The sequence below is a fragment of the Desulfomonile tiedjei genome (assembly GCA_016212925.1).
Lineage (GTDB): Bacteria > Desulfobacterota > Desulfomonilia > Desulfomonilales > Desulfomonilaceae > JACRDF01.
On the sequence record JACRDF010000040.1, the window covers coordinates 156,551 to 179,411 of the forward strand.

Here is a 22,861-nt window from a genome sequence, read left to right on the forward strand (position 1 = left end):
TACAATGGGAACGCCGTTTGCAAGGGATCTTCCAGTTTCGCGACCGCCTCGGGACGTCGGCCTCTGCTGACTTGTTTGAATGCCACGGCTACTGCCTGAATTGCCTTATGGCTCTCTCCAACTGGGCTGTGGGAAGGCGCCCGCCCGTCGGGTTGGCCCTGGCGAATTCCACCAGGATGCTCTGAACAGCAGCCAATGCCGCGGGAAAGTTAGGGTGCTGAGGCGGAATGCCGTTCAGTGCGAGGATCTGTCCGGCGGCCTCTTGCTCTCTGCCGGGAACAAGGCTCAGCGAGTCCGGGAATCTGAACGCTGCTTTGGGTTGAGCGGGCGGCCCCGGAGGTGTGGCCCCCGGCTGAGCAGGAGGCGGGACAGCAGCTTTGGGCTGAGCGGAAGGAGGTGCAATGGTCCGCGGCGAAGGAGCACCTTCGGGGGCCGGGGATTGAGCGGCTTTGCCGCCGGAACAGTGGTCAGAATTACGGAAACACTTCAACTTACACTGTTCCATGAAGTATTCATCGTGGCCCGCCTTCTCGCAGCAACGATCGCACTGTTCCCTGGTTTGAGCGGCAATTGCGCGGGGAGTTGAAACGTGAACAAGAAACAAGGTCCCGAGGAGGCCTAACAAAATCGCCGCAAGCGCCGTGCTGTTTACTTTGTGGAATAGGTGTCTCACGATCTCATCCTCCCTGGTATATTAACTGCTGCAAGACTGACCAAATGTGTCTGGTGCGGTTTCGGACATTCTAAGGTGAACTGATCGGTGCCTGGTACAAAAGAATGCGGACACACGGGTGTCCTTCAAATTGTCATCGGGCTTCGAGGTCCCGGGGCGTTCCGGGACGGACCCGGGTTGCACGGAAATCGAGCCACAACCGCATTTTCAGGAGTCCAGAACATTCCTCACCATTTCGAGCAGCTGCCGCACGTCATAGGGCTTAGCCACGAACCCCGCGGCGCCGATTTCCATGGTTTCTTTGGTCCTGCCATTTGCTGAATAGCCACTGGCAATCAGCACCTTGCCCGCAGGGTTGAGCCTTAGGATCTCTTCAAGACATTGTCTGCCGCCCATCTCGGGCATGATGAGATCGAGGACCACCAGCGCAATACGGTTTTGTTCCTTTTGGTAGACTTCTAACGCGTCCTTACCGTTACCCGCGGTAAGCACTGTGTACCCCGCCTTTGTTAGAATTCGCGCTCCCAGCTCCCTGACAAGGTCTTCGTCGTCTACCATAAGAATGGTCTCCGTACCTCCGGCAGGCATACTTCTCTGACTCGTCTCCTCAGAGAGAAGCGGCCCCTCCAAAGCCGGCAAGTAGATCCTGAAAGCGGTTCCTTCACCCGGTTCGCTGTAACACGCAATCCGGCCACCGTGTTGCTTCACAATCCCGTATACCACAGCCAACCCCAACCCTGTACCCCCCGAGACCCCTTTTGTGGTGAAGAAGGGCTCGAAGATCCGGCTGACCGTCGTCCGATCCATTCCCTTGCCGGTATCCGTTATCTTTAAGAGAACGTATTGTCCCGGAGCGACGTCGATGTGAGTCCGGCAGTAGTCTTCATCCAGGACCACGTTTTCCGTTTGAATTGTCAGTTTGCCGCCGTCCGGCATAGCATCCCTCGCGTTTACCGCAAGATTCAGCAGGATTTGCTCGATCTGAGTCGGGTCCCCATTTATTACTGCCAACTCGTCCTCAAGATGCCATTCAATACTGATCATCTTGGGAATCGTCCTGGAGAGCATTTTCCGGACCCGCTGGATTTCATGATTCAGATTGAGGGCACGCGGTTTGGGTTCGGCCTTTCGGCTGAACATCAGGAGTTGTTGGACCAGGTCCGCGCCGCTTCGCGCGGCTCTGTTGATTTTCATCAGGTCATCGCGCGTAGCCGGGGTCAGGCTCTCATCGGTCAGAGCGAAATCCGAGTATCCGAGAACGACCTGCAATAGGTTGTTGAAGTCGTGAGCAACACCGCCGGCTAATGTTCCAACGGCCTCCATCTTGTGGGCCTGCTGCAGTTGGGACTCCAGCTCCTGTCGTTCCTTGCCGGCTCGCTTGAGTTCAGTGACATCCTGATTCACTCCATAAGTCTTCACCGTCGTGCCAAGGTCGTCCTTAACGATGAAATGACGGACACTGATATGGCCTATCTCTCCGTCCGCGTAGAGGAAGCGGTGTTCCAATTGGCCACTGAAGTGGGGATCGGTAGCTTCAATGGCCTTTCGTATTTCTCCGCCGACCACAGATATGTCGTCAGGATGGACAAAACGTCTAGCATACTCAGCCGACGACATTGTATATCCACCCACTTGCTCGGCTGTGGTACGAAATATTTTGTAGAAATGATCGTTGAAGATGAACAAATCCTTAGTGACGTCGTATTCCCAGTGGCCGAGGTGAGCTATGTCCAATGCGTTGGACAGTTGAGCTTCACTCGTGCGAAGCGCTGCTTCCGCCGTTTTGAGGTCGCTGATATCCCTGATGGATTCGATTGCGCCGACCACCTTGCCGTCCTGGTCATAGAGGGGAGTTGCGGTGTTCCATAACCAGGTGGGGCCACGGCCTCTGAAGTCCGCGAGGTACGTCTCGGAAACCAGCCTATCCGCTTCTTGTCGAAAGGAAACATACTGATTGGCGATTGCGAGGTCAGGGGTCATCACCAGGTCGATCAGGACCGGTCGTCGGTAGCCGTAAAAGGGCAGGGCATATTCGTAATTGCCTTTGCCGACAATGTCGTCAACCTTTACGCCGGTCATTTCCGTAATGGCACGGTTCCAACCTATGACCTTGCCCTGACTATCAACCACAAAGGTCGCGTCGGGAAGGAACTGAATGATCTGTGCCAAACGGCGCTCGCTCTCTCTCAGCGAGTTCTGCGCCTCTTGCTCGCGTGTCTGGTCGCGGAAAACCAAAACTACACCACTGATAGCTCCACCGTCTTCGCGAATGGGGGCGCCGCTGTCCGCGATGAGGTGCTCGGTCCCGTCCCTGGCGATGAGCAAAGTATGGTTGGCCAGCCCGACCACGGTCCCTTCGCGCAGTACTCGCCGCACAGGGTTTTCTACCTTGGTACGGGAGTCTTCGTTGACAATGCGGAAGATTTCGTCGAGGAGCCTGCCCTTGGCTTCAGCCTCCAGCCAGCCGGTGAGCTTCTCTGCAACGGGATTCATCTGCTTCACCAACCCCGCGGTGTCCGTGGTGATCACCGCGTCGCCAATACTGTACAGGGTGGTCCGGAATTCTTGATGGGCCACCCTTGTTTCGCGTTCCGACCGGTAGAGGTCTCGATAGAGTCGAACCTGTCGATACCTGTACGTGTGGGCGGTCACGCCTGCCGCGATCAGGATGAAGAGCGCTGCAAAGAGTGCGATCACTCCCCCGCGATACCCGGCTTCAGCGAGGATCTCGCTCGCATCAACCTTGGCCACCATAAACCAGGGCGATTCAGGGATGGGGCGCAGGTCTGCCAGCACCTCCACTCCACGGTAGTCTTGTCCCTGGAATATCCCCTGCTTTCCGAGCACGGCCTGAACACTCGGAAGCGTGACCAGGGTGAGAGGTTTGCGTAGGGACAGCGCCGTATTAGGCCTGTGACGGAGATCGTTTAAGAAAAGAAGGTCTTCGCCCTCTCGGCGGACCAGAAGCGTTTCCGCTGTTCGGCTGAGGGTAGGCCAGGATTGAATCAATGGATACAGAAGGGATTCCGCGTTGCTTCTCAGAAGCAACACCCCAATCGGGCGCCCATCCTGACCCAGGATCGGCCCCACGGAATCCATGTGGACGATGCCTTTCGGACAACGGTACAGGTGGCCCAACAACGGAGTGCCTTTGGCGAGAGCCTCTTCAATGACCTGTTCAGCCGCCGGGTTCATGGGGTGTGGCTGAGGCGTACTGGAGAGCAGAACACGACCTTGCGGGTCCAGCAGGAGAACGTCGGAGTAGCCTTCCTCCTTCTGTTCGACTACTAACCTGTGCATCAAGTCAGCCTGGAGCACCGCATTGTCCGGGTTTTGGAGCCACTCCTCCACCGCCCTTTTGAAGAAAGGGGCCCTTACCGATCTCCACAGGTCCTTCAGCCGCTCCTGGCGCCAGTCCTGGATCTGTCCTGCCTTCAGTTTCCCAATGGCCGCGATTTCCTGGTATTTCTCTTGCCGGATTCGTTCAGTCTCAAACCGGTAATACGCGTAGCATCCAGCCAGGAGCGCGAGAGTTATCACTAGGAGCAAGGCCACCCAGAGACCGCGGGCCGGGCCGGTTCCGATGCTTTTTCCCATCAGGCCACCTCGCTGCGTTCCTGTCGGTATTATGTAATGCGCCCCCGTTTTGCGTTTCCCGGAACGCCTGACGGTTCAATCAAGGTTTCTCGTCGACCTTAGGAGCCAACCGTCCTGTCTTGAATGGACCCTTCCCCCACCAAAGACTGCTAACCATTCGATTGAAGTCAATTTTTCCCCCGATCTCAAGGATACCGGAATCCGGGCCGCGGGTCAAACATGGTCGCAGGGAAACCGTTCATTTGAGACAGGGAAGGCGGCAAGCCCGCTATGACCGAAAATCGGCACCGGCAAGATGCCGGTCCTAACGGATTGCCTCACCAGCGCGCCCGCTTTTCTCAGCGGGGCCTAACGGCAGTGTTTTCGGTGCTTACCCTGACGCATCGGCCCAGGGTCTCCGGGAATAATGGGGACACCATCCTCGCAGTTCCGCGATCGTATGGCCTCTCACGGTAACGTTCCCTTCAGCACTTGGCATTCCTTGCCCGCGGAGGAAAAGTCCAAATGGTGCTTCCAGCCGGAAATGGGTCGCGGACCCGAAGGAAGGGCTTCTTCCCATTTCCCGTCTATTTCATCCCATACATAACTGACAAAGGAGTAGGTTTTATCACGCTTTCGATAGATGACTAGGGACCACTCCTCGGTGGTGGTGTCTCTGCAAACCCTGGCCAGAGTAACGGCCTTCTCCCTGTTGAGCTGATCTATGGCCTTGCCGCGTATGGTAGAGATATATTTGGCGTGATCGTGTTTCTTGAAGGCGACGTCGTCGCTCTCCTTGTTCTTGTCGTCGGATCTGACAGGGGCCTGCTTTCCCCGGTCAGGTTTGGGACTCGGCTCTGACTCGACAACCACCCTTTTATCCGGCAGGGTCTCATCCGAGACCTGCCGGACAGGCTTGATGAGCGCGTTTGACTTTTTTTCAGCGGGAAGGTCCTTTGCCTCATCGCGCTTGCCGAGAGGGCCAGGGTTTCTTACTGCGGAAGCCACCTTTTCGCCTAATGGGTCCCCACCGGGTGCAGCCTTCTTCTCTTCAAGCTTGCCCTTGTCGGGGTTCCCGGAGGTCTTCGCAGTGCTCGTATCCTCTGCCGCAGCCAATCGAGGTTTGACGAGGCCGGCGGTTGCGCCTGTCTTTTTTTCGGAAGAAACGGCAACTTTACGGTCGGCTAGAATTGAGACACATCCGCACAGGGACAGCGAGCACAGGATCATGAGAAAAATATTTATAAAGCGCGGTCTTTCCAAGAACCGGCGCCTAGTCCGCGTGCAGGGCAAATTGGTCGGTGACAACGTATACAAACCAGCCTCTTGCCACAAAGGGTTTCCCGTGAGAAGGCTTCCGCCGGTCTCGACCGCCAGTGGCCATTCAATTCGTATCCGCTTTGCGAGAAAAACGCAACATGGCTTTAATTCCGCGTAACCCACCGAAAAACCATTGCGCTTGAGCTACAGTAAAGAATAGAATACTCCTTCGTCTCCTCTCCGGGACAACAAGAGGGCAGGGGGTATCCCTCACACTCGTACACATGCGACGGGAATTGCTCGAATTGGCGACGGTTGCAGTAATGCTTCGAGAATACATGACAAACTGCGCGTCTACCCTCCAGCCGCGCACTCAAAAGGAGTGATGATGGTCAATCACAAGAAGCTTGCACAGGTGGTTGAACAAATGGCGAGAATGTGCCAGCCGGACCAGGTTCACTGGTGCGATGGTTCAGAGGAAGAAAACCAGCTGATGCTCCGGCTGATGATTCATGCGGGCACGGCGATCCCAATGGATGACTCCCGGCGGCCCAACAGCCTCTACATCCGATCGGATCCTGCAGACGTGGCTCGCGTGGAAGACCGGACCTTCATCTGCTGCAAGCGCCAGGAAGACGCGGGGCCGACCAACAATTGGGCCGACCCGGCGGAAATGAAGGCCAAGCTCACAGGTCTTTTTTCCGGCTCCATGAAAGGCCGGACTATGTATGTCATCCCATACAGCATGGGTCCTACGGGCTCACACATAGCGAAAATAGGAGTCGAACTGACCGATTCGCCATATGTCGTGGCCAACATGTTTATCATGACCCGTATGGGGCAAGAAGTTCTCGACGTGCTGGGATCTGAAGGCGAGTTCGTGCTGGGATTGCACTCCGTTGGCGCGCCCATGGCCGACGGGGGGCCGGATTCCCCTTGGCCGTGCAACCCGGATCACAAGTATATTTGCCATTTCCCCGACACGCACGAGATCTGGTCTTACGGGTCCGGATATGGTGGAAATGCTCTTCTGGGAAAGAAATGTCACGCTCTGCGCATCGCATCGGTTCAGGCTCGCGACGAGGGCTGGATGGCCGAACATATGCTTATTCTCAAGCTGACCAACCCGGAAGGAGTGTCAAGATATATAACGGGCGCGTTTCCGTCCGCCTGCGGCAAGACCAACCTGGCCATGCTCATCCCAACCATACCGGGATGGAGAGTCGAGCCCATAGGCGACGACATCGCGTGGCTGAAATTCGGAGAGGATGGCAGGCTGTACGCGATCAACCCCGAGGCGGGTTTCTTCGGTGTAGCTCCCGGAACAAGCATGAAGACCAACGCGAACGCGGTGCTCACTGCGTCGAAGAACTCCATCTTCACGAATTGCGCGATTACCCCCGAGGGCGATGTTTGGTGGGAGGGGCTTACCGAAAAAGAGCCGCCGGAGCTTACTGACTGGCTCCGACGCCACTGGACCCCGGGCTGCGGCAGAAAGGCCGCGCATCCCAATGCGCGTTTCACCACACCCGCGAGGCAGTGCCCTGTCATCGCACCGGAGTGGGAAGAGCCCAACGGTGTTCCGATAGACGCTATCCTTTTCGGGGGCCGTCGGGCAACCGTAGTGCCTCTGGTAACGGAAGCCTTCGACTGGCGACATGGGACCTTCTTGGGTTCCATCATCAGTAGCGAGACTACGGCAGCGGCCGCGGGGAAGGTGGGTCAGCTTCGTCGCGATCCTATGGCGATGCTCCCGTTTTGCGGTTACCACATGGGAGACTATTTTGCCCATTGGCTGAGAATAGGCGCTGGAGCCGATCCTAACAAGCTGCCGAGAATATACTACGTGAACTGGTTCCGCCAGAACGCGAAGGGAGAATTTCTCTGGCCGGGATATGGTGAGAACAGCCGCGTGCTGGAGTGGATCTTCGAGCGCGTGAATGGCGGTGACAAATCCATCGACACCCCTATCGGGCGTTTACCTGCCCCCGGCACTTTGGACCTCGATGATTTGAATTTGTCTCAGGAAGCCTTGGAGGAGTTGCTGAACGTGGACGTTGAGGGCTGGTTGGCGGAAATCCCTTCAATCAAGGAGCACTACGCCAAATTCGGCGACCGATTGCCCCAAGGATTGAGAGACGAACTGGCAAAGCTCGAAGAAAGATTGCTGAAGGCCAAGACCAGTGGCCAATAGTTAGGGTTCTTTGAGAGAGGTTTGCGGGGGAGACCCTTTTGACCGGACGGGTTCCCGCAGCAACTCTAGAATAAGGGCATGCTCGCGCTTCCCTACAGTAGGGGCCGGCGTCCCTGCCGGCCCAATTGCAGGCTCACTCAGCAGCGAGAACCCCAATGCTGTTCCCTTTCCTTAAGATTCCCGCCTTCGTTAGCGATATTATTGAGACGACGGTTTGACTTCGGCACAAGTTCGCGTCCGAATCGGATAGCCAAAAGAGGACCGGCAGGGACGCCTGTCCCTACCGATGGACTGTCCGCCTCAGCGCTGCTGCCATTCCTGGTGTCAGGGCAATCACAATAATGAGTTTCTCTGCATAATTTTGACGCGTATAGAGAGTTCCCGTGATGTTGCCGGAACCTGTGGTCAGTCCTTTTTCTCAGTCTCCTGCTTCGTCTCGCCCGGAGCTTCAGAGCCGGTCGAAGGGGATGCCGTTTCTAAAGGGCCGGGTGAAGCCTGGACAGGCGGGGTTATCTCCGTGACCGGTTGCGGAGGAGTTGGCGCGCCTTTGAGGCCCAATTTGTCAAACAGGCCTATCAGTATATTCCCGAACCACTCGTGAGGCAGAAGCTTTTCGGTAACCCAGACCAGAACGAAAACTATGGCCGCGATGATACCGGCCGCGATCAAGAACATGATCAGGGCCACCAGGCCTGCGAGGATAAGCGAGAAGTAGACCGGGAAAAGGAAACCGTACAGGAAACCTCGGCCCACTCTTGCAGCCGGAGTCTCATGCTCGTCCCTGCCCAAAATATCGTTGAACACTCCAACATAGTAATTCTTTCCGTAATAGCTTAATGCCCCACTCAGGATACCCAGAAGAATCATTCCCAAAAGCTTCAGAATCATTGTGTCCTCCATTGTGATTAAGGGCGTTACCGGGAACCGGTTCCCTCATCAAATTAGGTAATTAGAAGCAGTTATCGTTTCTTGGCTTTCTTTCTCGCTTGTCGAGCGTCTTTGCCCTTCTTTCTTTTTTTCTCCAAAGCCTTTTTCGAGACCATTTTCCCCTTTTTCACTTCAGGCAGGCCGAAGGGGTTGGCCAGTCCCGGTCCATCCTCGCCGGTCAGCCCTCCCAAGCCACCCCCGAACATTTTCTTCAGCCCTTTCAGTCTCTTCCAAGGGCCGCGGAGCTTGCCTCCACCCATGGCCGTCATCAGGTCCCGCATGGCCTTGAACTTGCCAAGCAGTTCCTTTATTTCTCCAGGCTTACGTCCGGATCCCGTCGCTATGCGCTGCATCCGACTGTCATCTATAATGTCGGGCCGGCGTCGTTCCGCCTTTGTCATGGAGTTGATTATGGATTCGGTCCGAACCAATTCGTAGTCGTCCACTTGGGCTGAATTGGGAAGCCCGCCCGGGAAAAACGGGAGTTTTTCGACAATGTCTTGAAGCGGTCCCATCTTCTTTATGGTGCGGATCTGTTTCAGGAAATCGTCGAGGCTGAAGTCGCCTTGAAGCATGCGCATCGCATCTTCTTCGGCTTTTTTCTCATCGACGACTTCTTCAAAGTCCTTTACCAGGCCGACCACATCGCCGAATCCGAGGATACGGGAGGCCAAGCCGTCCGGGCGGAACTCCTCCAAACGGTCGAGCCCTTCACCCATACCCACGAACTTGATAGGGACCCCGGTAGCCTGCTTGATCGAAATAGCCGCGCCGCCACGTGCATCGCCGTCCAGCTTGGTGAGAATGAAACCCGTGAGAGGTATTCGCTCGTTGAAAGCTTTCGCGATGTTGACCGATTCCTGGCCTATCATCGCGTCACAGACGAGGAGCACGTGTTGTGGGGAAGTGAGTTCCCGTATCCGGTGCAATTCCTCCATGAGCGGTTCATCTATAGTGAGGCGCCCGGCCGTGTCGAAGATGGTAACATCACGGCCTGTTTCAAGTGCCTCTTTTACGGCTCCGGCGCAGATTTCCGGAGGACTGCCTCCGCCATCCGAAAACACCGGAATATTGAGGTCCGCTCCCAACTTGCGCAACTGCTCGACAGCCGCGGGACGGTATACGTCCGCGGCGACGAGCATGGGCTTCTTACCTTGTTTTTCGAGGAACCGAGCCAGCTTGGCGGCTGTGGTAGTTTTGCCGGAGCCCTGGAGCCCGACCATCATGATGGAACTTAGGGCCTTTGGTTTCAGCTCGAGAGCAGAGTCGGCAGGTCCCATAAGGCTTACCAGCTCATCGTGGCAGAGCCTGATGAAGTGATCGCCGGGAGCGATCGTGAGCTTTCTGTCCCTGTGCTTGATTCTTACTTGGATTATTTCGCCAAGGGCTTGCTCTTTGACCGTTTCCAGAAAGGATCGTGCCACCTCGAATTCTACGTCCGCTTCCAAAAGAGAGATTCGGACTATTCTCAGGGCTTCACCGAGGTTTTCCTCGGTAAGGGTGCGCATTCCCTGAAGGTATTGTCGGGCGTCGCGAAATCCTTTGGTCAAAATCTCTAGCACTGGTGAAGCCTCCTGGGCCTGAATTGTCCTGAAACTCTTTTCTATACCACATTAAAGGGTGAAACGTAAGGGCTTTGTTTGCTTGAGGGTGGCCCTTCACTTACGCTGCGAATTGTCGGTTCTCTGTCATTGGGAGGAGTGAAGTCCCGCGGTTCGCGGGAAAGCGATCTCATTCCCGGTAGGACCGGCATCCTGCCGGTCATTCAAATTGACAGGCTGGAAGCCTGTCCCACCAATGGCGATGGCTTCGCTGCGCTCGCACTGACCAAGACTGAACAGTTACGCTAGAGCGCCCCTGCATGAATGATTGCCGTAAATGAATGCTTACTCTTGCCCGCCCCAGGGTTTTCTGTTATAACTTCAACGTTTTCGCCGTTTATCTCTCGAATTCCCGAGGATTTCATGACAGATAAGCTGGGAACTTTTCACATCAAGACGAAGGTGTTTTTTGGGCTAGGCGGAATCTCGACCTTGGGAGAGTTGGCCCGAGAACTGGGCGTCGGACGATTCCTTCTCGTTGGAGATCCGGCTCTGGCAACCAACGGGCTGTTGGATGAGGCCGTGAAGAGTCTGAAGGCCGCGGGTCTGGAAGGGGAGACTTTCCGGAAGGTTGAACCTGAACCCTATCTGGACAACGCTGACGAGGCTGCCGGGCTCGGGAAAGGGGCGCAAGCAGACCTGGTGGTCGGAATGGGCGGCGGGTCGGCTATGGATACCGCCAAGGCCGCTTCCATATTGATAACCAACGGCGGGGTCGCCGAAGACTTTATCGGCCTGAATCGTGTTAACGCCCCCGGCACAAAGACCATAATGATTCCGACCACAGCCGGAACAGGAGCGGAGGTCACGTTCACAGCGGTGTTCACCAACAGGCAGACCAAGGCCAAGGGAGGGATCAACAGCCCGCATCTTTTTCCGGACGTGGCGCTTCTTGATCCCGAGCTGACCAGGTCCGTTCCGCCCGATGTTACCGCGGCCACGGGAATGGATGCCCTGACTCATGCAGTGGAATCGGTGACGAGCAGATCGTCTACCGTCTTCACCGAGGCTCTGGCTTTGGAAGCCATCAGACTGATAGGAGCCAACCTTCGTCGTGCGGTGTTTCACGGAGACGACATCGAGGCCAGGGAGCAGATGCTTCTTGGAAGCCTTTTGGGAGGCCTGGCTCTGGCGGATGCCGGTGTAGGTGCTGCTCATGCGCTCGCTTACCCCCTCGGCGGCTTCTACAGGATACCCCACGGCCTGGCCAATGCGATTCTGATTCCTCACGTCATGAAATTCAATCTTCCTGCCGCGGAGCGCCATTTGTCACTTATAGCCCGCAGCCTGGGAGAGCCCGTGGAGGGACTTCCACCCAGGCGTGCGGCAGCGGCCGCGGTGGAAGCAGTAAAAACGCTTTGTGCCGACATCGGAATTCCCGCGGTGCTTTCAGAGGTTGGTGTTCCAAAATCAGACATCCCCGCGCTCGTGGAAAGTGCCATGAAAGTGACACGCCCTGTAGAAAACAATCCAAGGACCCTCAGCGCAGAGGCTGCTCAGGGGATATACGAGCGAGCCTTCGAGTAAGGTCCTGAAACATTTCCCGGAAAACTTGAATGTCTTAAGATATTCCCGATCGCTTGGCGGCTCAGGAGGGCCTTATGCCTGGATACGAATGGATAGGGGAAACAGAAAAGGAACAGATTAACGAAGTCCTGGAAACAGGAATCTTCTTTCGATACGAATTCAAGAGCGAACGCAAAGGCATTTACAAGGTAAAAGAATTCGAGGAGCAGTTCGCTCAATATACGGGGGCGGTTTACTCCCATGCCGTCACATCGGGGAGTACCGCTCTCAAGGTGGCTCTGGCGGCTCTGGGAGTCGGGCCGGGTGATGAAGTAATCACTCAGGGATTCACCTTCATCGCCACCTTCGAAGCCATTATTGAAGCGGGAGCGGTCCCGGTGCCTGCGGAGATAGACGACACCCTCAACATGGACCCGGAGGACCTCGAAAGGAAGATTACGCCGAAGACTAAGGCTGTCATCCCTGTCCACATGCTCGGTTCGCCTGCTCGCATCCAGCAAATAATTGAAATAGCTCGCAAGCATGAAATCAAAGTGATCGAGGACAATGCTCAAGCAATCGGAGCGGCCGTAGGAGGCAAGAAACTCGGAACCTGGGGTGACATGGGGACCTTTTCGTTCGATTTTTACAAGACCATGACCACCGGAGAAGGTGGCATGGTGATCACGAACGACAGGGAACTCTATGTGAGAGCCTCGGAATACGCTGATCACGGCCACGACCATAACCCCGAAGTGGGGAGAGCCTTGGAGGGTCGGAACTTTCTAGGGTTCAACTACAGGATGAACGAGTTGCAGGGGGCCATTGGTTTGGCGCAACTAAGCAAACTCGATGACATTATCCAGCGCCAGCAACAGAATTCTGCCCTGATCCGGGAGGCCCTCGAAAGCATCGAAAGCGTCACCATGAGGGCTCTGCCCGAAAACGGCAAGGACAGTTGTAGCCATGTCTGTTTCTTCTTGCCTGATGCCGAGAAGGCCGTGGCGTTTCACAAGAGGTTTACGGAAAAAGGTTTTTCAGCCATCTATTTCAAGAACAACTTTTGGCATTGGCTCCCTAACTGGGAGCATATTCTAGAGAGAAAGACGGTCTGGCCCGGTCCTTTTCCATTTGCAGGCCCCCCGTACGGCGGGGATTTCAAGTATGCCAAGGATATGCTCCCCAAGAGCGCAGCGATAGTGGAAAAACTAGTCGTCATCCCTGTGTTTCTGCAAATGGACGAGGATACGATACGGCGTACCGTCGTAGAACTCCAGGCTACGGCAGAAGAAGTCCTGTGAACATGGCCCGCCAAGCTTGGGAAGCAGCGTGAAAGCAGTCGGATTCATACCTGCCCGTGCGGAATCCACGCGATTTCATGGAAAACCGCTGGCGGACATTCTTGGCAAACCAATGATAGTGCGCGTGATGGAAAGAGCGCTAAAGTCCGGATTGCTCGAAGACGTGTACGTGGCAACAGATTCCGACGAGATTATGGAAGCCGTCCGGCATCACGGAGGCAAAGCGCTGCTGACATCGAGGGACCACCGTTCCGGAACCGACCGGATCGCAGAAGCCGCCGGGGCAATCGGCCTTGGAAAAGACGATATAGCGGTCAACGTTCAGGGAGATCAGCCCCTTTTCGACCCTGTTATGGTTGACGAGGTTGTCCAACCGCTGCTGGATGACGAAACTATTCCTATGAGTACACTCATTTACAGAATCGTGAGGGATGAAGAGATCACCCATCCCAATGCCGTCAAGACCGTGATGGACCGAGAGGGATTCGCACTGTATTTCTCAAGGTCTACCATCCCGTTTTTCAGAGACAGGGGGACTACCCCCATCTACTTCAAACATCATGGCATATATGCCTATCGTAATGATTTCCTTCAGACATTCTTGCGTCTTCCTCAGGGGAGCCTGGAGCGGGCCGAGGGTCTCGAGCAGCTGCGCGCCCTTGAGAATGGGTTCCGAATCAAAGTGGTCCTTACCGACAAGGATTCCATCGAAGTGGACACCCCCGAGGATTTGGAACGTGTCAGGGAAACTTATCGAAAGATGATTTGACAAAGATGAAAGATGAGTGATATGCACCCGAGAGCCGCTAATTATGGTATGCTGGCAGCATCGGTCGCGTATCAGACTAAGATTAAAGGAGAGGAAACGATAAAGGGCCGTTTGAGGCCGTTTGTTAGGAAGGTGAAAACGCGTGAGTAGAGAAGACAACGTTAAAGTTGAAGGAACCGTGGTAAAGGTTCATTCAGGGGGCATGTACCAGGTTGAAACCGAAGATGGCAGGAGTATAAGAACTAAACTGTCCGGGCGGATGTCGCGATTCAGAATAAAAGTCCTGCTAGGCGATCGAGTCACGGTAGCATTGTCCCCATATGATCTGACCCACGGTTTGATTGTTTATCGAGGCAAGTGACATTCCGGAAGTTTGTAAAGGACTTGGGCAATTTGTCGGCCGCTGGATTTTCCGAGAGAAGTGAACCAAACCTAAGCTGAATCCGGTTACTTATTCCTTCAACGTCCCGCCTTTGGCAGTCGTAATCACATCCCACTATAGCAGGCTCTTTTTTCAAACCGTTAGAGGCCCTGTTGGGCTACAATGGTTCGGCCATATGTGACTGTGGCGACCGATAGAATGGTTCTGAAGAGTGGTTCCTCGACAGGCTTGTCTCGCTGCGGATGTCGCAGAAATTTCCACTTCGAGGGAGCGGGGCCAACGCATATTCACGAGGGGAGAGGCTGATGGAAATAGTTTTCCTCGGGACCGGCAGCGCATGGGGATTGCCCGAGTACTCATGTTCATGCGTAACGTGCAAAAAGATGTTGGAACGTGGCGAGACGCGCACTCGAACATCGTTTGTCACTAAAGGGATTGAAACCATCCTTGTTGACTGCGGGCCGGATCTGCGATCTCAGATGTGGAACTGTAACCTGCAGAAGCCCGACCTGATACTAATTACTCATGAACACGGGGACCACTTCCTGGGGATGGATGACTTGTTGGCTTTCCGGCGCTCCATCCCGAGAGAGGCCTGGAAAGCGATACCTGTTTATGCCACCGAGCAAACCTGGAAGGCGGTGGAAATCCGATTCGGTTATTTGCTGGGATCTCTCATAGAGAAGCGTGTTGCTGAGCCGGGCAAACCTTTGGAGGGCATCAGGACCCGGGTGACTCCGTTTAAGACGTTTCACGGGCCGACCGCGGCAGGTTCAGTCGGCTATGTACTGGAAGATCCGACAGGGAACGACTATTTCAAGCTCGTGTACACATCGGATTTCATGCATCTTGACGGCGAGCCGGGCATTGTGTCGGAACCTGACGTGCTGGTGATACAGTCCCACTGGCTTAACGAACCGGTGAACAATCGTCCGTACCACATGAGTTTCCAAAAGGCCATGGACTACATAAGAAGATGGAAACCGAAAAAGGCAACTTTTCTGGTTCACATTTCGGGTGGAGATCAGGTCTCAGGCGATGCGAGCAACGACACCGTCAAGAAGGCTGCGCCGCTCTCCCCACTGAAACAGCCCGGTTCCGATATTCCTTATCCCATACCTTGCTGTCAGGCTGAATGGCAGGATGTCATTGACAGGATTTGCCTGGACCATGGAATTCCAGGTCCGGTCATTGTAGCCTATGACAGTTATAAGAGAGGCTTTTACAAGGACTAGGAGCGAGCCCTGTTAGCAACGAGGTTACCATGATCTATAGATTTGACGGCAAGCAGCCTGTTCACGGTACAGGCACTTACATAAGCGAACTCGCACAAGTAATCGGTGATGTGCTTATCGGCAACGACTGCTATATCGGACATGGTGCAATTCTGAGGGGCGACTACGGCAGAATTGAGATCGGTGATGGAACAGCGGTGGAAGAGGGAGTCATCGTTCACGCTTTCCCCCAAAGCACCGGCCGAATAGGAAACCAGGTCACCATAGGCCACGGCGCCATAGTGCACGGAACAGATATAGGAGACCATTCCGTCATTGGCATGGGAGCCGTCCTCAGCATACGGTCCAAAATTGGAGAACGCTCGATCGTAGCGGAAGGAAGCGTGGTGACTCTGGGACAGATAATTCCATCAGGGGTGGTAGCAGCCGGTAATCCCGCGAAGATCATCCGAGAGTTAACGGCTAAGGATGAAGCATTCTGGGCTTGGGGCAAACAGCTTTATATTGACCTGGCAAAGAAGTACTTGCTGGAACCGATGGAACAAATCGGATGAGAAATGACCACTAATCTTGAGAGGCGATCATGGGGAAAGACTTGAAGGAAAAGACGAGTGAGACGGCCAGGCTCTATTTCGAAGGATATCGAGATGAGCGACCGTTTGATCTGTGGCGCGCGTTTGACAAGGAATTGGCAAAGGACCTGTCGATCTTTATAACCGGGCAGATGTATGCCCGAGAACGCATTCCTCATCCCACGCGTCAGCTTATCACAGTAGCTGCTCTAACGGTCCTGGAGAGGACCGAGGAGTTGAAACTGCATATTTACGCGGCGCTCAATGTGGGGTGTGCTCCCCGTGAAATCGCGGAAGTGATTTTCCAATGCGGAATCTATGGTGGAATGCCTATTGTCAATCAGGGATTGAAGGTGCTGCGGGAAGTCCTCCAGGAAAAGGGACAGTGGCCGCTGGAAACGCAAGAGGAATGAGCAAGCCGACGCCGGGCTGAATTCATACCTATTCCCTTTAAAACAGCGCCAGTAGCCTGGACACGGAATCACACCCGGCCTGCTTCCCGTGCCAGTGGCGCCCGGCATCAGTCAGCAACGGATTCGGCGTGCCGCGGACCTGGCAGAGTTCAGGTCCCTGTTTGGTCCGGCGGATTATTCGTTGTTCGATTGGGAACCGCTTTCAGGTCATTCCAATACGGCCGGGTTCGGTTCGGTCAAATGAGTCGACACGGAGGACCGGTCTTTTAGCCGATAAGCGGGTTCGGACCTTACGGGCTTGGTTTGGACGCCAGAAGGTCAGTCATCCAATGTGAACTCGAATTCATCGTCCACCGAATCGAAATCGAGTTCCGCTTCAGGTTCCTTGGGAGGGCCTGCCGCTGTCTGATAGGCCCCTGACGATCCCGCGAAGAACTCATCGAAAGTCGTCTCAGGCGGCGTGTAATGAATTCCCAACCTGTGCCGCAAAGATCCAAGGTCCTTGTTGCAGGACGGGCAAGCGAGATTGTGATCGAAACTTACAAAACCGCATTTGTCGCACTTCAATGTGCACCTCCAGAGATGCAGTATACGCTTTAAAGTATCTAACATAAAATTATCATGAACTACCTGATAAATCAAGTTATATACGACAGGACGGAGCGCTCCGTCGGACGGAAGCGCAAGCACGGAAGGCTGCCGGCATTGTTGATGTGCCTGGTTGCCTTCGGATGCGCCACGGTTCCTCACACCGGACGGAAACAGCTCAATGTCGTTTCCGACAGCCAGCTGAATACTCTTGCCATTAAGGCCTTCGACGAAGTGGCCTCCAAAGAGCCGGAATCAAAAGACAAGGGATTCAATGAAATTGTTCGCCGAGTCACCGACCGCGTAAGCCAGGCAGCTGAAAAGGTGGACCACCCGCGATTCGATTGGAAGGTCAGAGTCATTGACAAGGACGTGCCCAACGCTGTGTGCCTGCCTGGCGGAAAGATAGTGGTTTTCACCGGTCTGCGGCCTTACCTGAAGAATGAAGCAGGCCTGGCCGCAGTGATCTCTCATGAAGTGGCGCACGCTGTGGCCAGGCACGGCGGGGAGCGGTTGAGCCAACAATTGGCTATGCGGGGTGCGGTCTCGGCTGGAGGGGAGATACTCAAGAACAAGGACGGAAGTTTGGACACCAAATCGCGGATCGCTCTGGGCGCTCTAGGTTTGGGAGGGACCTTGGGGGTAATCCTCCCGTACAGCCGGGTCCATGAGTTTGAGGCCGACCGCATAGGCCTCATCTACATGGCTCGTGCGGGATACGACCCGTCCGAGGCTGTCAGACTCTGGGAGCGCATGTCCAAAATCAAGAAGCCGCCGATTCCGGTCTGGCTTTCCACCCACCCCGCGGACGAGGACCGGATAAGCAAAATGAAGGAATTGTTACCCGAGGCAGAGAAGTTGTACAGGAGCGCAGGACAGAAATGCGGACTTGGAGAGGCTCTGTGATAATGCCAACTTTCACGGTGGAAAGCGCCACAACGAAGGATGAAAACGCTCGTAGCGCCGGCATCTTGCCGGTCTTCTTCGGAGCGTTTTCATAGGAACTTCAATGTCCCTGAGAGCGCTGTTGCATTAGCCTACAAATGATCTCACAATGACATATAATCATTGCCAAAAGTAATGGCCTATTCACGCTCCGTCACCCCGGCGAAAGCCGGGGTCCAGAACATATTGAAAAGACTGGATTCCGGCTTCCGCCGGAATGACGACATCAGGCTGCCTCGAATCGGAGAAAACTTTTGGCAATAGGTATAGAAGGGTTGCACTCATTATTTGAATAGAGGGACAAAGATGACTGCTCCAAGCGGAGAGGTAAGGGCGTTCATCGCTATTGAACTGCCCGAAGAGGTTAAGTCTTTTCTGCGAGCGATTGTCACGGATCTGAAGAAGACCGCGGCTGACGTGAAGTGGATCAGGCCGGAGGGAATGCACCTGACGTTAAAGTTCCTGGGGAACATATCCACTGACCTTGTTCCAGTGCTCGAAAAGGAGCTGGGCCCTATCTTCATGGAGCAAAGGCGGGTCAGCCTGCGGGCCGGCGAACTCGGGGCCTTTCCCGGGCTTGGCAGACCGCGGGTGATATGGGCCGGCCTGCACGATCCGGAAGGGGCGCTGGTTCCATTAGCCCGGCGAGTGGAGGAACTGCTTGTCCCCTTCGGATTCGCTCCTGAAAAAAGGCCTTTCACTCCTCATCTTACCCTTGGCAGGGTAAGGTCGAACAAGCGGATGGCCGATCTCGTGGAAGAGGTCAGGCAAAACATGGACGCTGCGGGGCCTTCTTTCGCGGCTGTTCAGGCGGTGCTTTTTCAAAGCATTCTCAAGCCGAGCGGCGCCGAGTATCACCCCTTGGTGCGCTTCCCGTTTGCCGAGGATTAATCCCCATGTGATCGCTCCAGACCTCGCACCGTTTGCGTCGAAGCGCTCCGGAGCGTTCCTGTCCGGCCGGCTCCCTTGACAGTCGCTGTCCGGAAGGATATAGCGCTCTTACGCACCGCCGGTTCCACGCGGAGCAAAATCCATGATCGCTCACTCGCTCATTTCTGTGCTGTTGGCGGCCCTTTTCCTGACGGGTTGGGTATGCGGACAGGCATGCGCGGAAACGGACATTTTGTGGTGGCCGCCACCGCAAGAAGTTATGAGCATAGACGCCCTTGGGAGGGTAGGGCATGTGGAGGTGCCACAGGACAAACCCGAGGCCACCCAAGCTGTTGTTCCTATTCTCCCGGGGCCTGAGAAGACCGCTCAGCCGCAAGCTCCCGACGATCCATGCCTGCCCGGCCTGTACAAGGATTGGCGAGAGTTAAGCCAGGATTCTCTTTCCGGTGATCGAGGAAATGGATTTGCCCGTGTGAGGATAGTGATCAACCGGTCAGATTTCAACCTGGTCCTGGAGGGCATACGGAGAGACGGGGCGGTTGAGGAGATTTATCGTACGCCTGTGGCCTTGGGCGACATCGAGTCCCCCACGCCTGAAGGCGAATTCATTATTAATCATGCATACTGCTATCCCGACGTGGCTTTTTTCCCGGCCGATGCAGATCCGATTCCGGGGCTTTATAAAGGCTTCTTTGCTCCCATCCTTGCCTGCGATGAAGACGGACGGTGCGAAAGATTTCAAGAGCTTGGCATGCACGGCTTTGAGGCTACGGCCTTGCCCAACCACAGAGGCATGCGAGTTGACACCTACGGCGCTGTCTCTGCGGGATGCATCCGGCTGCCCGATCCATGCAAGTTTAAGTCCGTGTTGGCCGCAGCGGTCGGATTAGGCCCCCTGAAGAAAAACGACAGAGGCTCCTACCATTGGCTCAACAAACCGGTGCAGGTCTCGATAGTCGGCAACTACCCTGGAACCGAGGACGAAACGACAGTCGCGTCCGTTGTGGAACAAGGGTTGCTTCGGCTACATGACGGATTGAAAAGCCTGTTTGGCGCGTTTCAATGAACCACACCGGCCCACCTCATTCCTCTGGAAACCCGTTCGAGAGCCCAACCTAGCGCCAAATAGAAGGTGAAAAGAAGGGATCCGAAAGGCCCCGCGGAATTAAGAGGCCTGGATTCCGATGTTCGCCGGAATAACGAAATCTCCCCCACAATATGACACTAATCTACGCAATTGCCACAACGCTCGGTGCTGAGTGAACATGATCTGTGGCGAGAATTGTCTCTCCCGCACCCGGACGCGGAGGCAGCGGCCTTGTTGAAAGACCGCTGCCTCAAGGACATTACGTTGGGTCTGAAAAAAGACCCGATGATTCAAACGACCTCGAAGCCCTGGATGGGGGGGTTATGGGGGAGGGAGGGTGTCCATCCAGGGTAGAGGTCATAACGTGGGAGCATCGGGCTTTCGCCAATGACGCCCTCACAGGTAGGGAATATAGGAGAACCGAACCGGAAAGTCAAGAAAATACTTTAAGAAATTAAAATATCATATTGTTATTTCTTGTAATAATTAACGTCACATGACTCAGGCCGCCCTCCTCAATTCAGGAAAGTTGGCCATGGACTGTTACAAATAATCTGCATTTGCGAAGTACCATACTGGTGGAAAGCGCGCTAAAATGGGGAAGTCCGGAGGCGTCCGGCCTGCTTTTTGATTGCAAAAAGTTCCGTTGAATCGAAAGGATAACTCTGTGCCTGCCCCGAAACCGGGAGATGATATCAGATCCTTGGTAGCGCGCTGCAATCAGGGAGAGAGGCAAGCCTGGGAAGAATTTTATGCCAGGTACTTCGGTATGGTTTCCGCCGCGGTGAAGCGAATGAGCCGATCGAAACCGAACGAAACGGAAGACACAGTTCAGGATGTTTTCTTGCATCTTTTCAAGGCGTTGGGAAAATACGATCCTTCGAGATCCTTGGAGGCTTACATATTGGAAATAGCGCGCCGCGTCGGAATTACGCGTTACCGGCATGCCTCAGCCGCCAAACGCGGGGGGACGAATCCTCACCACAGACAGGTTGACGCGCATGATTCGGCAGATCGCGGACAATGTGTTTCGGTGGCTGATGACGGCCAGGATCAGGAGGCATTGTACATCAGGGCCGAAGAGACGCATCTATTGAGGCTGGCTCTGAATCTTATTGGGGAAAGTTGCAGAGAACTCCTCGGGTTGAGGTATGACCATGGCCTCTCCTACAAGGAGATAGCGATGATTTTGAATGACAAAGAGGCATCGCTACGTGTGCGTCTTCAGCGATGTCTGGCGTCTCTTGGCAGAAACTATTCGCAGCTTTCATCGCAGGGAGTGACTGACCGGTGGTAGATTCCATGGAAAAATGCCCCGAAGGATGGGACCCCGCTGAGTTGTTCGCGTATATCGAGGGTGATCTGCCGCCCGACACCCGACGGGAACTGGAGCAACATCTCGTGGTTTGCAGCGCCTGTTCCCGCGAATTGGAATCCCTCCGGCACCTGGATGGGGTGCTGAGGGCTAATCCTTGGTGCTTTCATCCGGATGAGGAAGACCTCTTCCGTTTCGTCTCAGGCGCAGAAGATGTTGGTGGCCACGTCTCCGCGCATCTGCAAACCTGCGAAGAGTGCAAAGAGGCCGTTGCGGTCCTACGCGAAATGGTGGCCGTTGGCCCGCAATACTCACCACCAAGGCAAACTTTGCCTGGGCCTCTGTTGCAGCACCTTAAGGCGCGTCAGCAAGCCGCGGGTTCGCGAGCTGAACGAAGCAACTGGCTTGCCTCGGTCCTTGAATTGTTCCGCAAGCCTTTCAACGCTCCAATGCTCGCTTTGGGTACCGTGGCCGCGGTCTTGGTGTTGGTTGCTGTTTTGGTTCCTAGTTGGACGACTTTCAAGGGTGTTCCGCCATCGGGGGATGTTTCCCTGCGAGACAAAGCGCCGGCGCCGCAGGCAGTCGAAGAAAAACGGACCGCTGATGAGCAGCCGGACGCGCCAAGCTACAAGTTCAAGCCGGCTGAGCCGCGGGCCCCAGAAGAGAGCCCCCCACCTGCGGTAGAATCGGCACCAGCAGCGCCGGCAGCTCCTGTCCCCACCCCTGCGAGGAGACCGCCGGAGGTCAAGAAGGGCGAACTCCGGAAGCTAAAGAGTTTTACGGTGGCCCCGCCTGCCTCTAAACCAAACGCGGCGCCCCATGCTGAAAGGGCCACGCGGGGCTATCTTGATGCCGAGCTTGAGCAGAAAGTCCTGCCCCCGGCGAAACCACTATCGAAGACACGGGTGGACGGTCTGGTGCCCGGCCTGGCGCAGGAAAAGGAAACGCGCGGTGAACATCGGCCTACAGTCGTGGTACGGATTGTCGCGCCTGCAGGTCCGGAGGCAGCGGGATTGCGATTTGTTCCTTCCCTAGAATTAGCTGCCAAATATGACTTCAGTACGCAGATTGGCACGGAAGAGGAACCTGCCGAGAAGCAGGCAGATACGTTGCGGTCAGCCGTGCTTGCTCCGGCCGAGGAAGCGCATCGTGTGACCATAAAGATAACCCAAGCCGGTTCATTGTACAGCCTGGAAGGAACGATATCCGACCCGCGCGGCTTGAGACCGGGGAAGGAACTGTCAAAGCCCGATGTGGCCCCAGGAGACCTGCAAGCGGAAATCACCGCGATGGTATCTTCTTTGCTATCAGGACATTAAACGGGATGGATTCAGGAATGTGGGCCGGGCCATGCCCGCCACGAAGTGAATCGGCCTAGAAATGAAGATGGCGGCCATAGGCCGACCTACGGAAAGCAGCATCGGTCGGGGGATTACCCGGGACGGACTCGTTATTATTTCACGTGTCGCCCACCAGAGCCATCCTCTACGCTTAAAATGCCAGAACGTAGGGCGGGGCCGTGCCCGCCACAGGGTGAATCGGCCTAAAAGTGAAGATGGCGGCCATAGGCCGCCCTACGGGAAACAGAATCGTTCGGGGGATTTCACAGACGCACTCACCACTGTC

General features: G+C 55.3%; 19 protein-coding genes. 13 read left to right on the plus strand and 6 right to left on the minus strand.

Annotation, left to right across the window (positions count from 1 at the left end):
- Positions 1 to 88: 88 nt before the first annotated feature.
- From HY913_16805 to HY913_16815, 3 genes are all read right to left on the minus strand, one after another.
- Complete coding sequence (locus HY913_16805; GenBank protein ID MBI4964936.1) at positions 89 to 673, minus strand: hypothetical protein; 585 nt, start codon at positions 671 to 673, stop codon at positions 89 to 91.
- A 207-nt stretch (positions 674 to 880) separates the two neighbouring features.
- Entirely contained in the window at positions 881 to 4,270 is a 3,390-nt protein-coding gene (locus HY913_16810; protein MBI4964937.1) for a PAS domain S-box protein, read from the minus strand.
- A gap of 447 nt (positions 4,271 to 4,717) precedes the next feature.
- A complete protein-coding gene (locus tag HY913_16815) occupies positions 4,718 to 5,512 on the minus strand; it encodes a hypothetical protein (protein MBI4964938.1) in 795 nt (264 codons plus the stop codon).
- Positions 5,513 to 5,897: 385 nt separating this feature from the next.
- Between HY913_16815 and HY913_16820 the strand changes: the two genes are divergently transcribed.
- Entirely contained in the window at positions 5,898 to 7,703 is a 1,806-nt protein-coding gene (locus tag HY913_16820) for a phosphoenolpyruvate carboxykinase (GTP) (GenBank protein ID MBI4964939.1), read from the plus strand.
- Positions 7,704 to 8,108: 405 nt separating this feature from the next.
- Here HY913_16820 and HY913_16825 read toward each other — a convergent pair whose 3' ends face one another.
- Positions 8,109 to 8,591, minus strand: a complete 483-nt coding sequence (locus HY913_16825; GenBank protein ID MBI4964940.1) for a hypothetical protein — start codon at positions 8,589 to 8,591, stop codon at positions 8,109 to 8,111.
- Positions 8,592 to 8,662: 71 nt separating this feature from the next.
- Complete coding sequence (gene ffh / locus HY913_16830) at positions 8,663 to 10,192, minus strand: signal recognition particle protein (protein ID MBI4964941.1); 1,530 nt, start codon at positions 10,190 to 10,192, stop codon at positions 8,663 to 8,665.
- Between the two features lie 402 nt (positions 10,193 to 10,594).
- On the opposite strand from ffh, the gene HY913_16835 reads away from it, so the two are divergent.
- The 7 genes from HY913_16835 (at position 10,595) to HY913_16865 (ending at position 16,409) form a co-directional block, all read left to right on the plus strand.
- A complete protein-coding gene (locus HY913_16835; protein ID MBI4964942.1) occupies positions 10,595 to 11,758 on the plus strand; it encodes an iron-containing alcohol dehydrogenase in 1,164 nt (387 codons plus the stop codon).
- A 74-nt stretch (positions 11,759 to 11,832) separates the two neighbouring features.
- On the plus strand, positions 11,833 to 13,038 hold the full coding sequence (locus HY913_16840; GenBank protein ID MBI4964943.1) for a DegT/DnrJ/EryC1/StrS family aminotransferase: 1,206 nt from the start codon (positions 11,833 to 11,835) through the stop codon (positions 13,036 to 13,038).
- Between the two features lie 28 nt (positions 13,039 to 13,066).
- Positions 13,067 to 13,807 carry a 3-deoxy-manno-octulosonate cytidylyltransferase gene (gene kdsB / locus HY913_16845; GenBank protein MBI4964944.1) on the plus strand — a complete coding sequence of 247 codons (741 nt, stop codon included), beginning with the start codon at positions 13,067 to 13,069 and terminating at the stop codon, positions 13,805 to 13,807.
- A gap of 142 nt (positions 13,808 to 13,949) precedes the next feature.
- A complete protein-coding gene (gene infA / locus HY913_16850; protein MBI4964945.1) occupies positions 13,950 to 14,168 on the plus strand; it encodes a translation initiation factor IF-1 in 219 nt (72 codons plus the stop codon).
- A gap of 326 nt (positions 14,169 to 14,494) precedes the next feature.
- The gene (locus HY913_16855) at positions 14,495 to 15,424 is read left to right on the plus strand and encodes an MBL fold metallo-hydrolase (GenBank protein MBI4964946.1); all 930 of its coding nucleotides are present in this window, start codon (positions 14,495 to 14,497) and stop codon (positions 15,422 to 15,424) included.
- A 29-nt stretch (positions 15,425 to 15,453) separates the two neighbouring features.
- Positions 15,454 to 15,978, plus strand: a complete 525-nt coding sequence (locus HY913_16860) for a gamma carbonic anhydrase family protein (protein MBI4964947.1) — start codon at positions 15,454 to 15,456, stop codon at positions 15,976 to 15,978.
- Between the two features lie 29 nt (positions 15,979 to 16,007).
- Positions 16,008 to 16,409, plus strand: coding sequence for a carboxymuconolactone decarboxylase family protein (locus HY913_16865; GenBank protein ID MBI4964948.1), 402 nt, complete (start codon positions 16,008 to 16,010; stop codon positions 16,407 to 16,409).
- Positions 16,410 to 16,727: 318 nt separating this feature from the next.
- On the opposite strand, the gene HY913_16870 is transcribed toward HY913_16865, so the two are convergent.
- Positions 16,728 to 16,976, minus strand: coding sequence for a hypothetical protein (locus tag HY913_16870; protein ID MBI4964949.1), 249 nt, complete (start codon positions 16,974 to 16,976; stop codon positions 16,728 to 16,730).
- 54 nt (positions 16,977 to 17,030) lie between these two features.
- On the opposite strand from HY913_16870, the gene HY913_16875 reads away from it, so the two are divergent.
- The 5 genes from HY913_16875 to HY913_16895 all read left to right on the plus strand — a co-directional run bounded on the left by HY913_16875 (position 17,031) and on the right by HY913_16895 (position 22,554).
- A complete protein-coding gene (locus tag HY913_16875) occupies positions 17,031 to 17,903 on the plus strand; it encodes a M48 family metallopeptidase (protein MBI4964950.1) in 873 nt (290 codons plus the stop codon).
- 345 nt (positions 17,904 to 18,248) lie between these two features.
- Positions 18,249 to 18,833: an RNA 2',3'-cyclic phosphodiesterase gene (thpR, locus tag HY913_16880; GenBank protein ID MBI4964951.1), complete on the plus strand. Its 585-nt coding sequence runs from the start codon at positions 18,249 to 18,251 to the stop codon at positions 18,831 to 18,833.
- A 142-nt stretch (positions 18,834 to 18,975) separates the two neighbouring features.
- Positions 18,976 to 19,899: a L,D-transpeptidase gene (locus tag HY913_16885; protein MBI4964952.1), complete on the plus strand. Its 924-nt coding sequence runs from the start codon at positions 18,976 to 18,978 to the stop codon at positions 19,897 to 19,899.
- Positions 19,900 to 20,587: 688 nt separating this feature from the next.
- A complete protein-coding gene (locus tag HY913_16890; protein MBI4964953.1) occupies positions 20,588 to 21,217 on the plus strand; it encodes a sigma-70 family RNA polymerase sigma factor in 630 nt (209 codons plus the stop codon).
- A 5-nt stretch (positions 21,218 to 21,222) separates the two neighbouring features.
- A complete protein-coding gene (locus HY913_16895) occupies positions 21,223 to 22,554 on the plus strand; it encodes a zf-HC2 domain-containing protein (protein MBI4964954.1) in 1,332 nt (443 codons plus the stop codon).
- The last annotated feature ends 307 nt before the right edge of the window (positions 22,555 to 22,861 follow it).